The sequence below is a fragment of the Amycolatopsis sp. NPDC051758 genome (assembly GCF_044453095.1).
GTDB lineage: Bacteria > Actinomycetota > Actinomycetes > Mycobacteriales > Pseudonocardiaceae > Amycolatopsis.
This window is the reverse complement of sequence record NZ_JBITCJ010000001.1, coordinates 875,076-887,331: the sequence shown is the minus strand read 5'-3', so window position 1 is coordinate 887,331 and position 12,256 is coordinate 875,076. Positions and strand designations below refer to the sequence as shown.

At 70.7% G+C, this 12,256-nt stretch carries 11 protein-coding genes; 9 read left to right on the top strand and 2 right to left on the bottom strand.

Going from position 1 to position 12,256, the window contains the following annotated elements:
• Window positions 1-30: 30 nt before the first annotated feature.
• Window positions 31-996: an ABC transporter substrate-binding protein gene (locus ACIA5G_RS04660; protein WP_395920829.1), complete on the bottom strand. Its 966-nt coding sequence runs from the start codon at window positions 994-996 to the stop codon at window positions 31-33.
• Between the two features lie 186 nt (window positions 997-1,182).
• Here ACIA5G_RS04660 and ACIA5G_RS04655 point away from each other — a divergent pair, with 186 nt between their 5' ends.
• The 9 genes from ACIA5G_RS04655 to ACIA5G_RS04615 all read left to right on the top strand — a co-directional run bounded on the left by ACIA5G_RS04655 (window position 1,183) and on the right by ACIA5G_RS04615 (window position 11,283).
• Window positions 1,183-3,927, top strand: a complete 2,745-nt coding sequence (locus ACIA5G_RS04655) for a nitrate- and nitrite sensing domain-containing protein (protein ID WP_395920828.1) — start codon at window positions 1,183-1,185, stop codon at window positions 3,925-3,927.
• A 12-nt stretch (window positions 3,928-3,939) separates the two neighbouring features.
• On the top strand, window positions 3,940-4,617 hold the full coding sequence (locus ACIA5G_RS04650; RefSeq protein ID WP_395920827.1) for a copper homeostasis protein CutC: 678 nt from the start codon (window positions 3,940-3,942) through the stop codon (window positions 4,615-4,617).
• Window positions 4,618-5,071: 454 nt separating this feature from the next.
• Window positions 5,072-5,284, top strand: coding sequence for a hypothetical protein (locus ACIA5G_RS04645; RefSeq protein WP_395920826.1), 213 nt, complete (start codon window positions 5,072-5,074; stop codon window positions 5,282-5,284).
• Window positions 5,285-5,330: 46 nt separating this feature from the next.
• The gene (locus ACIA5G_RS04640) at window positions 5,331-6,284 is read left to right on the top strand and encodes a hypothetical protein (protein ID WP_395920825.1); all 954 of its coding nucleotides are present in this window, start codon (window positions 5,331-5,333) and stop codon (window positions 6,282-6,284) included.
• A 189-nt stretch (window positions 6,285-6,473) separates the two neighbouring features.
• The gene (locus tag ACIA5G_RS04635) at window positions 6,474-8,123 is read left to right on the top strand and encodes a protease pro-enzyme activation domain-containing protein (RefSeq protein ID WP_395920824.1); all 1,650 of its coding nucleotides are present in this window, start codon (window positions 6,474-6,476) and stop codon (window positions 8,121-8,123) included.
• Between the two features lie 87 nt (window positions 8,124-8,210).
• Window positions 8,211-9,053, top strand: coding sequence for a helix-turn-helix transcriptional regulator (locus ACIA5G_RS04630; protein WP_395920823.1), 843 nt, complete (start codon window positions 8,211-8,213; stop codon window positions 9,051-9,053).
• A 2-nt stretch (window positions 9,054-9,055) separates the two neighbouring features.
• Window positions 9,056-9,217 (top strand): DUF397 domain-containing protein, encoded by a 162-nt coding sequence (locus ACIA5G_RS04625; protein WP_395920822.1) that lies wholly within the window; start codon window positions 9,056-9,058, stop codon window positions 9,215-9,217.
• 9 nt (window positions 9,218-9,226) lie between these two features.
• Entirely contained in the window at window positions 9,227-10,813 is a 1,587-nt protein-coding gene (gene mdlC / locus ACIA5G_RS04620) for a benzoylformate decarboxylase (RefSeq protein ID WP_395920821.1), read from the top strand.
• 5 nt (window positions 10,814-10,818) lie between these two features.
• Window positions 10,819-11,283, top strand: coding sequence for a hypothetical protein (locus ACIA5G_RS04615; protein ID WP_395920820.1), 465 nt, complete (start codon window positions 10,819-10,821; stop codon window positions 11,281-11,283).
• A gap of 97 nt (window positions 11,284-11,380) precedes the next feature.
• Here ACIA5G_RS04615 and ACIA5G_RS04610 read toward each other — a convergent pair whose 3' ends face one another.
• The gene (locus ACIA5G_RS04610) at window positions 11,381-12,241 is read right to left on the bottom strand and encodes an ABC transporter ATP-binding protein (protein WP_395920819.1); all 861 of its coding nucleotides are present in this window, start codon (window positions 12,239-12,241) and stop codon (window positions 11,381-11,383) included.
• Between the last annotated feature and the right edge of the window lie 15 nt (window positions 12,242-12,256).

Sequence of the window (12,256 nt, the reverse complement as noted above, 5' to 3'; positions counted from 1 at the left end):
CTTGGGGCGCTCGGGACCAGCCGGAAGAAGTCAGTAGCTGTTCTGGTCGGGCAGCAGGGACTGGACGTCCAGGCGGTTCGCCAGCTGTCCCGAGTTGTGCATCAGGTCCGCGACCCGCTGCAGCCGGATGCCGTTGAGCGACGCCGGGTACGAGCCCAGCGAGATCAGGGACGCCGTGGTCGTGTCGATGTCGGAGAACGTCGGGAGCGCGTCGCGCACGATGGCCGGGTCGGTGGCGCTCTGCTGGGCCGTGCCCAGTGCCTTGCGGAACGCCGCCAGCGTGCGGGGGTTGCCCTGGGCGAACGGCTTGGCCGACGCGTAGCCGGACAGCGGGAAGTCGAGGGTCGAGCCGCGGGCGCCGTCGGCGAGGATGTGGGCGCCGAGGTCCTTCTCGGCGCGGGTGATGTACGGCTCGATCATCAGCGCCGTGTCCGCGTCGCCTGCCTGCAGCGTTTGCGGCATCTGGTCGAACCCGACCGCCTTGAACTTGATCTTCGTGACGTCCACGCCCGCGGTGCCCAGCACCGAACGCGCGGCGAGTGCGCCGACGTCGTCGAGCATGTTGACCGCGATCTCGGGCGCCTTCTTCGCCGTCAGCTCGGTGTAGTCGGAGCCGGGCAGTGTGACCAGCGCCATGGTGTTGGGGCCGGACGTGTAGGCCTCGCCCTGCAGCTGCAACGCCGTCCCGCCGGCCGCGGCGCGGAACATCGCGATGTCGGAGGCGAAGGTGACGTCGAGGTCGCCACTGGTCAGCTTGGCCAGACCGTCGTCGCCGCCGAGTTCCACGAGCTGGACGTTCAGGCCGGCGGAGCCGAACTTCCCGGCCGCGACGGCGATGCGGAGCGGGGCCGTGTCGATGGCATTTCCCACACCGACGCGCAGAGTGGTCCGTTCCAATGCCGGCGGCGGGGCCGGTGTGCCGGAAGAGAACACACTGCACCCGGCGGTCGCCAGAAGCGCCGCCACCAGCGGAATCGTCCGTCCGCGTCTGATCATGAACCTTCACCTACCGCGAGAATCTGGTTCTCGTGCTGGATCGTATGGTCCGCGCCCCATACGATCGCGGGCAGGGCCGTCTCGCGCCAGCACGGCTTTCGGATCTGCATGGGGCGGGCTACCGTTCAGTAGGTTCGAGATGTCGGTAGGTCCGCGGGTTCCTCCCGCGGTGGAAAAGGAAACCAGGTGACCCGTCGTGACAAGCGTCCCCGCAAGGGCGGCGACGCGGCGGATCCACGTCCGGCCGGCGGCCGCTGGCGGCTGCGGAACTGGCGCCTCGGCACCAAGCTCTTCGCCGTCCTCCTGATCCCCGCGCTCGCCGTCATCGCGCTCGTCGGCCTGAGGATCAGCTCGGACCTGCGTGACGCCCGGCAGCTCGCGGAGTTCGCCACGCGCGGCCGCGTCGACAACACGGTGGCCGAAGCCTTGCACGAGCTGCAGCGCGAGCGCGACCTCACCGTGCGGTTCGTCGCGCAGAACCGCCAGGGTGACACCGCCGACCTCGCCGGCCAGCGCAAACGCGTCGACCAGGCGATCGGGACGTTCGAGCGGACCCTCGCCGACAGCAAGCCCCGCCTCGACGCCAAGGCCGCGGAAAGCCTGCAGCAGACCGACGACCGGCTGCGCGTGCTCGGCGGCCTCCGGTTCTCCGCGGAGCATTCGGCGTTCCCCGCCGACGCCGTCCTGCGCTCCTACAGCGAGCTGATCTCCGGGCTGCTCGACATCAGCGACTCGGCCGCCGCCGACGTCTCCGACCCGGAGCTCGCGCGGCTGCGCCTGGCGGGCAACGCGCTGGCCCGGATCAAGGACCAGATGTCGGTCAAGCGGGCGGTGATGGCCGAGGCGCTCGCCGCGGGCACCCTCAACCGCGACCGGACGCGCGCGCTGCTCGGCGCGGAGGCCGAGCTGGCCGCCGCGCGCAACGACTACCGCACCTTCGCGACACCCGACCAGCAGCGGATGTTCGACGACACGGTGATCGGCCTGGTCGTCGACATCGGCAACGACATGGTCGAATCCGCGCTCACCCGCACCGAGAACAACCAGAACCTCTCGGGCCTCGACCCGAACCAGTGGGACACCTCGGCGACCCACACGGTGAACCTCGCCCACCAGGTGCAGGAAGCGCTGCTGGTCCAGTTGCAGGAACGCACGGACACCCTTGCGGCGCAAGCACGGACGGCCGCGATCTGGGACGGCGGTGTGGTGCTCGCCGTCCTGCTCGTCGCCGGGGTGCTGTCGGTCGTGATCGCGCGGTCCCTGTTGCGCCCCTTGCGGATCCTGCGCCGGACCGCGCTGGAGGTGGCCGAGCACCGGCTGCCCGCGGCGGTCCAGGGCCTGCTCACCGACCCCGAGCCCGCGCCGGAGAACCTGCGGAAGCGGCTCGCCGTCGCGCCGGTGCCGGTGTTCACCCGCGAAGAGCTCGGCCAGGTGGCCCGCGCGTTCGACGCGGTCCACGGCGAAGCGGTCCGGCTCGCCGGCGAACAGGCGATGCTGCGAGAGAACGTCAACGCGATGTTCGTCAACCTCTCGCAGCGGAGCCAGGACCTCGTCGAGCGGCAGCTGTCGGTGCTCGACCGGATGGAGGCCGACGAGCAGGACCCGGACACCCTCTCCGGGCTGTTCGAGCTCGACCACCTCGCGACGCGGATGCGGCGCAACAGCGAGAACCTGCTGGTCCTGTCCGGCCAGGACTCGGCGCGCGAGGACGCCGGCGCCGTCTCGGCCGACGAGATCATCGGCGCCGCGCTCTCGGAGGTCGAGCACTACCAGCGCATCGAGCTCGGCCCGGCGCCGCAGGTCGCGGTCCGCGGGGGCGCCGTCAACGACCTGGTGCACGTCGTTTCGGAGCTGCTGGAGAACGCGACGCGCTACTCCGGAAACTCGCCGGTCACCGTCGCGAGCGCCGAAACCCACGACGGCGACTGGCAGATCGAGATCATCGACCACGGCGCCGGCATGCCGCAGGCCGAGATCAACCGCACCAACCTGCGGCTGGCGAACCCGCCGGACGTCGACGTCGAGGTCTCGCGCCGGATGGGCCTGTTCGTGGTGGCGACGCTGGCCAAGCGCCACCACATCGACGTCAGCCTGAGTTCGGGCCGGGACAGCGGGCTGGTCGCGACCGTGCTGGTGCCGACCGCGCTGATCGTCGAGCTGCCGCCGATGCCGGCGCCGCCCCCGCCGGCCGAACCGGCCGCCGCCGAGGAACCCGAACTGCTGGCGCCGCTGGCCCCGCTCACCCCGCCGGAGCCGGAACCCGAGCCGGAGCCGGAAGAGCTGTCCCCGCCGTCGATCGAGGCCGGCCCGCCGCGCCGGGCCCCGGTGGTGGCCCGCGACCACAACCCGGAGTGGCCGACCGCGGACGACGACTCGCACCTGGACTTCGACGCCCCGACCGAGCGGATGCCCGCCTACCGCGACGTCCTGTCGCGCTGGTTCGACGCCTCCGCGGCACCCGAGCAGCCGCGACGGGCGCCGGAACCGCGCCCGGTCGCCGAAGAGCTGCCGCCGGCCGCGGCGGAACCACGTCCGGCGCCGCCCGAGCCGCGGCACGCCCTCTCTTCGCCGCCGCCCCCGCCGCCCCCGCCGCCTCCGCCACCGCCGCTGCCCGCCGTCGCGCCGGAGCAGGCCGAGCCGAACCCGGACGACGAGGACACCGATCCGCAGTTCCCGCCGGTTGCACCGCCCGCCGCGATCGAGCCCGACTACCAGTGGCCGACCCCGGCCGAGCTGGAGCAGGAGGACGGCGCCGAGGACACCTGGCCGTTCCTGCAGCCCGCCGATGCGGCGGCGAGCCCCGGAGCGGTGCCGGAGCAGCGGCCGATACTCTCTCTTTCCCCGGAAGCGGTGCGCGAGCGGATGACAAGCCTTCAAGGCGGCTTCCGGCGAGGGCGGCACGCGAGGGGAGACGACACCCGGAACCAGTGAAACGGATGAGGCATGAGCTCGAAGACGCCCCTGCTGGAAGTGATCGCGCTGGACGCGGTGGACGCCGAAGGCGCGCAAGCGGGTGGGGCCGACCGCCTCGAACTGGTTGCGGACATGGCTCAGGACGGCCTGACCCCGTCGGTGGAGACGCTGCGTGACGTGCTTTCGGCGACCGACCTCCCGGTGCGGGTCATGTTGCGGGACAACGGTTCCTTCGCGATCGGCGACCTCGAGGGGCTGCGCGCGGACACCGCCCGGCTGATCGACGCGGGCGCGCGCGAGTTCGTCTTCGGCTTCCTCAACATCGACAGCGAGATCGACCTGGACGCGTGCGAAGCGCTGATCAAGGAGGTCGGCGACCTGTCCTGGACGTTCCACCGCGCCATCGACCGCACCCGCGACCCGCTGCGCGCGTACGACCAGCTCGCCGAGCTCGGCTGTGACACCGTGCTCGCGGCCGGGCACCCGAACGGCGTAGCCAGTGGTCTTTCGGTGCTGCAACGGCTCGCGCAGCGTGAGAGCGGGCCGGAGCTGCTCGTCGGCGGCGGGCTCCGCGCGCAGCAGGTGCACCTCTTGCGCGCGGGCGGGGTGCGCGGGTTCCATGTCGGGAGCGCGGTCCGGCCGGGCGGCTGGTCGTCGCCGGTCGATGCGGAAACGGTGCGCACCTGGGTGGAACTCGTCAAATCCTGATCGAACTGCTGAACCCCCGGAACATCGGCGGGATGAAACGATTTCCGCCGATGTTTTTCGGTCCCGGGTAATCGTGTTCCGTGCGGTGAAATTGCATTCGTCCCGTGCAGGGGCCGAGCTGTCACTGCGCGTGCGGCTGCACGCGCGAGCCGTGCCGATTTGACCTGGTTGGCGGCTGAAGGGCGGACATCCGCTGGTTATCGTGGAGAAAGTTCGGCGCCGCCCCGCGTGGCAGGCCCGGCGAATCTCGGCACCTCGGACCCCGGTGTCACCCTAGTTCGAAATGTGCAGGAGGCGGCGCTGTGAGCGCGCGTATTCAGTTCAAGACGGACTCGCTGCGAGGGCAGCAGGAAACGAAGAATCTTACCGTTCGGTGGATTTCTTTCGCCCGGGAGCGATTGATTCCTCGCGGGTATCGTTCGAGTACGTCCGGAACAACCCGGAAGGCGGAATCGTGACCGGTGCGCTACCGCGGCAACGCGGCCCCGAAACCTCCGAAGACGAGTTCGCCCGCCTGGGGCTCGGCGGCTCGCTCGCCCTCACCGGCCTCCTGGCCGCCGTCAAGATCGCGGAAACCGCCACCGGCGTGGTGCTGACCGCCACCGGGGTGTGGCCCGGTGCCAGTCCCTCGAAGGACCGGGCTCCGGCCTGGCCGGGAGGGGAATGAGCGGGAGCTGCCCGAGCCGGCGGCTCTCTACGGATGGAGGGCTGCCATGACCGGCAGTGACGGGCGGGACGACGTGCGCGGCGCACGGGTCGGTCTCGTCGACGTGCGGCGGATCGAGTACGCCGTCGCCGAACTCCGGGCCCGGGACTACCGCTACGGCGGCGGGGCCTGCAGCGAAACGATCGAGGCGCGCCTGCCGGCCGCCGTCGACCTGCTGAGCGGCACGATGCGGGACGCCGTCCTGACGCGGCTCTGCACCGCGGTGGCCGACCTGTACAACCTCGCCGGCTGGACGAGTTTCGACGAAGACCGTCCCGAAGCCGCGCTGGAGGCGTTCGCGCGGGCGCTGGAGCTCGCCGTCGAAGCCGGCAACGACGACCTCCAGGCCAACATCCACTACCGCGTCGGCCGGCTGCGGCTGCACTACGGCGCGGTCGACGCGGCGGTGACGGAGTTCTCGCGGGGCCGGGAAGCGGCGCTGCTGGCGCACTGCAAGCTCGCCCTGTCGATCCTGTCGGCCAACCAGGCGTGGGCGTGCGCCAAGAAGGCCGACGTCGCGGGCGCGCTGAGCTGCCTGCACCGGGCGCGCGCGGAGTTCGCGGCCGCCGAAGGGACCGAGCCGTCGCCCTGGGCCGCCTTCTTCGGACCCACCGACCTGGCCGCGATGATCGGCACCGTGCACGGCGAGCTGGCCCAGGTGGTCGACGTCCGGCACGGCCGCGACGGGATCCAGGCCCTCACCGACGCGATCGCGGGCTACGGGCCGGACATGACCCGCAGCCGGTCCCTGACGGTGATCTGGCTGGCCACGGTGCACGCGCTGGACGGCGATCTCGACGTCGCCGGCGAGGTCGGCCGGGACGCGATCGAGGTGGCCGCCGCGCTGCGCTCACCCCGGACCCGGCAGCGCCTGCGGACGCTGACGGCCGCTGCCCGCCGGTATTCCGGTGACTCGCGCGCCCGTGAAATCGTCGACCGCGTCGACGACCTGTCCCGCTGACAACCGGCAATACGGACAATAATCGTTGTGCCATGGAATGGTAAACCTCCCGGAAAACGAAAATGGGAACCGCGAAAGGGCAGACAAAAGTAGGTTCCTCGGCGCGATAGCGGTTTCTTATGCTTCTCGCACAGCCTGCGGTGAGCATTCCGCGCAGGTCCGGTCCCCACCGCCGAGAGGAAATTTCCCATGCGCTTGCGCAAGCTCGTCGCGGCCGCCGTGCCGCTGCCTGCGTTGCTCGGCCTCGCCGTGGCCGTCCCTGCCGCCGCGGCCTCGGAACCCCTGGTCACCCTGGCCGACAGCGCCGCGCCACTGGTCAACAGCGACCGCACCGGCGACGTCGCGGCCGGCCGGCAGATCACCGCGGCGCTCTCGCTGAAACTGCACAACCAGCAGGCGCTGGAAAAGTTCCTCGCCGACGTCCAGAACCCGGCTTCGCCGCAATACCACCACTTCTTGACGCCGGCGCAGTTCACGGCCGAGTTCGGCCCCGCCCAGGCCGACGTCGACAAGGCCGTCTCATTCCTCGAGAAGGCGGGCGCGACGGGGATCGAGGTTTCCGGCAACCGGCAGGCCATCACGTTCACCGGGTCGGCGGCGCAGCTGGAATCGGCGTTCCGCACCCGGATCGGGACATATCATGACAAGGTTTCCGGCCGCGACTTCTTCGCCAACGACGCCGCGCCGGCCGTGCCCTCGGACGTCTCGGGGGTGGTGGCGAACGTCGTCGGCCTCGACGACCACGCCGTGCGGACGCACTCGTCCGTGGCCGCCGCCAAGCCGAACGTCGTCAAGGCGGTGACCCCGCCGGTGCTCAAGACCGCTTACGGCACCAGCGGTCTCTCGGCGACCGGCAGCGGCGTGAAGGTCGGCTTCGTCGAGTTCGACGGGTACCAGAAGTCCAACATCACCCAGTACGACAGCACGTACGGCCTCTCGGCGGGCACGGTCACGACGGTCCCGGTCAGCGGCGCGAACTACGACTCCTCGCCGGGTGACGGCCAGATCGAGGTCGAGCTCGACATCGAGGTCGTGCACGCGCTCGCGGCGAAGGCCAACGACTACGTGTACGAGGCGCCGAACAGCAGCGCCGGTGAGCTGGCGATGTACCAGAAGATCGCGTCGGACCACACGGTCAACGTCGTCTCGATCTCTTGGGGCGCCTGCGAATCCGCGGAAGGGTCGAGCGCGGCTAAGAGCGTCAGCAACGCGATCGCGACCGGCACCGCGGAGGGCATCTCGTACTTCGCCGCCGCGGGCGACGACGGCACGACCGACTGCTACCGCCAGACCGGCTCGACCGCGAAGGCCGTCGACTTCCCGGCGTCCAGCCCGAACGTGACGGGGGTCGGCGGCACCCAGCTGACGGTCACCTCGTCGAACGCCTACAGCAGCGAGAAGGCGTGGAACGACGGCGCGTCCAACGGCTCCACCGGCGGCGGCATCTCGACGGTGTTCACGGCGCCGTCGTGGCAGTCCTCGCAGAGCACGACCTACCGCAAGGTGCCGGACGTTTCCGCGGACGCGGCCAGCGGCTCGGGTTACTACATCTACACGGCGGGTTCGTGGGAGACGGTCTGGGGCACGTCGGGCGCGGCCCCGCTGTGGGCGGCGTTCGCGACGCTGCAGAACCAGGTCCACGGTGGTGGGCTCGGCAACCTGAACCCGACGTTCTACTCGATCGGCAACGGGTCTTCGTACGGCACGGGCTTCCACGACGTGACCACGGGCAACAACACCCTGCACGGCACCACCGGCTTCACCGCCGGGACGGGGTACGACCAGGTGACCGGCTGGGGCTCCTTCAAGGGCAGCGGCTTGTCGGGCCTGATCGGCTGAGTTCGTTTTCGGGGCGCCGGGGCTGTCGCGGATCTGTGACGGCCCCGGCGTCCCGTTTTTGTTGGTGCCCGGTGACAGAATGTGCCCATGTCAACACGAGTGGCGACACCGCGGTCCCGCGCGCTGGGCTTCGGCCTCCGCGCGGCGAGGCTGGCGCGCGAGCTGGGCCTGCGCGAACTGGCGCGGCTCGTGGACGTGGCGCCGCAGGTGCTGTCGCACTGGGAGAGCGGGACGCGGGTGCCGAAGGTGGAGCAGGTGGGGCTGCTGCTCGGGGCGATGCGGGTGGAGCCGGTGGAGCGGGCGCGGTTGCTGGAGCTGGCGGAGTACGCGAAGGAGCCGAACTGGCTGGAGCGCACGATGCCGGGAGTTTCACCGGCTTTGTCGACGTATGTCGAGTACGAGCGCACGGCGACGGAGATGGTCGACTGGGAGCCGTTCGTGGTGCCGGGCCTCCTGCAGGTGCCCGGTTATGCCGAAGCCATCCTCGAGTCCCACCGGCTGCCGCCGCGGATGGTCGAGCAGGAGGTGGCGATCCGCCTGCGGCGGCGAGAGGTGCTCACCCGCCGCGATCCGCTGGTGCTCAAGCTCTTCCTCGGCGAAGAAGCTCTCCACCGGCCCATCGCCGAACCCGCTGTGATGGCCGAGCAGTGGCGGCTGCTGGTGCGCGCGGCGCAGCCGCGCACCAGCAGCATCCGCGTGGTGCCCGCGGATGCCGGCTACCACTCGGGGCTGTTCGGCCACTTCGTGGTCTTCGACTTCGCTCACCTTCCTTCGGTGGTCCACATCGAGCACCTCCGCGGCAGCGCCCATGTCTACGATGGAGACCACGTCGCCGCCTTCCGGGCGGCCACGGAAACCCTGTCGGACCTGGCGCTGGGTGAGCAGGAGTCGCTCGCACTCATCCAGGGGGTGATCGCCGGACTGGAGTGAACATGCGCGAGTGGCGCACGTCGAGCTACACCGATGAGACCAACTGCGTCGAGGTGGCGCCGGGTCCCGTGTCGCACGTTCGGGACACCAAGGACCGCGAGGGCGGCACGATCGTCTTCAGTGCGGCCGCTTGGAGGGCTTTCCTTCACCAGGCAAAGCGTTAGCCTGAAGGGATGATCAAGCGCACGGTCCTGGACGCCACCCGCGAGCTCCTCCGCGAGCTCGGCCTCACCACGGTGTTCGGCAACCCCGGCACCACCGAGGTCCCGTTCCTGACCGACTGGCCGGACGACTTCGACTACGTCCTGGGCCTGCAGGAATCCGTCGTCGTGGCGATGGCCGACGCCTACTCGCAGGCGACGCGGCAGGCCGTCCTGGTCAACCTGCACTCCGCGGGCGGGGTCGGGCACGGCCTCGGCAGCCTCTTCACCGCCTACCGGAACCGGACGCCGCTGATCGTCGTCGCCGGGCAGCAGAACCGTGCGCTGCTGCCGCACGATCCGTTCCTCGGCGCGGTGGACGCCCCGCAGTTCCCGAAGCCGTACGTGAAGTGGGCGATCGAACCGGCCACGGCCGAGGACGTCCCGGCCGCGCTGGCCCGGGCTTACCACGTCGCGACGCAGGCGCCGTCCGGTCCGGTTTTTGTGTCCGTGCCGGCCGACGACTGGACCGTCACGACCGAACGCCCGATCGTCTCCCGGCCGCGGATCCGCGGTTTCGCGCCGGATCCCGAGGCCGTCACCGAGCTCGCCGCCGCACTCGAAGCCGCCGAACGGCCGGCGATCGTCGTCGGGGGAGCCGTCGACCAGGACGCCGCGGTGGTGGAGACCGTCGCGCTCGCCGAGCGGGTCAACGCCGGGGTGTGGGTCGCGCCGATGTCGTTCCGCTGCTCGTTCCCCGAGGACCACCCGCTGTTCCAGGGTTTCCTCGACCCCGAACGCGGCGCCGTCTCGGACAAGCTCGCGGCGTACGACCTCGTTGTGGTGATCGGGGCGCCCGCCTTCACCTACCACGTCGAACGCGGGCGCGGCGAAGCTCCGCTGCCGCCGCTGTTCATCATCAGTGACGACGAGCAGATCCTCGCGCGTGCCTTCGAGGGCACCGGCATCCGCGCGACGCCGAAGCTCGGCGTCCGCGCGCTGCTGAACGCGGTCGACCGCACCACGCGGCCCGCGCCGGCGCCGATCACGCGTCCCGGGAAGCCGAGCGGGGCGGCGCTCACTGCCGACTTCGTCTTCTCGACACTCTCGGAACTGATGCCCGGCAACGCTTTGGTCGTCGAAGAGACACCCAGCCACCGCGGGGTCCTGCACGACCACCTGCCGATCACCGCAACCGACATGGGCTTCCTGACGATGGCCAGCGGCTCGCTCGGCTACGGCGTCCCGGGTGTGGTCGGCGCGGCGCTCGCCCGTCCGGACCGCAAGGTGATCGGCTTGATCGGTGACGGCTCGAGCATGTACGGCATCCAGGCCCTTTGGACGGCCGCGCGCCAGGAGCTCCCGGTGACGATCCTGATCATGGACAACTCCGAGTACGCGGCGGTCCGCATCCTCGGCGACGCGATCGGCGGCGCGAAGCTCCCGGGCACCGAACTGGGCGGCATCAACTTCGCCGGCCTGGCGGCGAGCATGGGCTGCCAGGGCGTCACGATCAGCGAGCCGTCGGCCCTGGTCCCCGGCCTCACCGCGGCCCTCGCCGACCACCGCCCGACCCTGGTCCACATCCGGGTCGCCCCGGCGGACACGAAGCTCTACTGAGCGATTTGTCGACAACCGAAGAGCTCACGGCGGCGGTGGCCCTGCTGGCCGGGTGCCGGGTCACCGAATTCAGCCGGACGCTGAACATCGCCATCGTGGGCATCCAGGGTGCGGACGTCGAAAAGCGGCTCCACGCGCAGTGCCCGTTCCGGGTGCGGCACCGCGAGCAGATCCTGTTCGGCTCGGTCGACATGAGCTACCGGGACACCGGGGACGCCGAGACGGCGTTCGACGAGTACCGGACCAAGTTCGACCGCCAGGCCCGGCAGCTGACCGGGATGGTCACGGAGCACGAATGCTTCGTCGAGTCGGCGTCCCTCGGGCCCGCCGGGACGTTGTCGGTGCACCTCGACGGCCCTCTCGTGATCGAGGTCTTCCCGGCGTGCGGGGGTCATAGTGTCGAGCAGTGGCGGCTGTTCGACCGGCACACCGACGAACACGTCGTCTACCCGGACTCCGCGGACCGCTAGCGCACCACCATCCAGCTGCTTGACGTCCAAAGTGGACTTCAAAGTCAGCAGCCCGGTGCGCGAAGCGGTGGCCGCGTCGATCCCCCCTGCAGCTGGGTCAGCTCCCGGTCCGGCTCTTCGTCACATCCTTGGCCCGCTCGGCCAGGTCCCACTCCGCGGCGTCGGACGCGGCCGCGACGGCGTCCGACGGGGTGCCGCCGTGGAGCAGCCGGGCCACTTCACCGCGCAGCGACACGAACTCCGCCGACTCGCGCGTCGTGATCTGGTCGCGGTCGGCGGGCAGCCCGACCTTGAGGTCCGCCACGATCGACGCCGGCGACTTCGAGAGCACCAGCACCCGGTCGGACAGGTAGACGCTCTCGTCGATGTCGTGCGTGACGACCAGGATCGTGCTGCCCTGCTCGCGCTGCACCCGCCGGGTGAGGTCCTCGAGCTCGAACCGGGTCTGGGCGTCGACGGACGCGAACGGCTCGTCCATCAGCAGCAGCGACGGCCGGCTGGCCAGCGCCCGGGCGATCGACACCCGCTGCTGCATACCGCCGGACAGCTGCCACGGGTACTTCCCGCCGACGCCGGAGAGCCCCACCTGCTCGAGCGCCTCGGCCGCCCGCGCCCGCCGCTCTGCGCGCGTGATGGACCGCCACCGCAGCGGGAACTCGACGTTCTTCTGCACCGAGAGCCAGGGGAACAGCGAACGGCTGTAGTCCTGGAACACGACGGCGAGGTCGTCCGGCACACCGGTGACGCGGTCGCCGTGCAGGCTGACCGTGCCCGCGGTGGACGGGGTCAGGCCGGCGATGCACCGCAGCAACGTCGACTTGCCGCAGCCGGACGGGCCGACGATGCTGGCCAGCTGCCCGGCTTCGACGGTGAACGTGAGGTCGTTCACCGCGGTGTGCGCCTTGGCGCCGGAGCCGTAGGTGTGACTGACGCCGGAGACTTCGAGCATGGTTGTCATGGGAGAGGGCCTTTC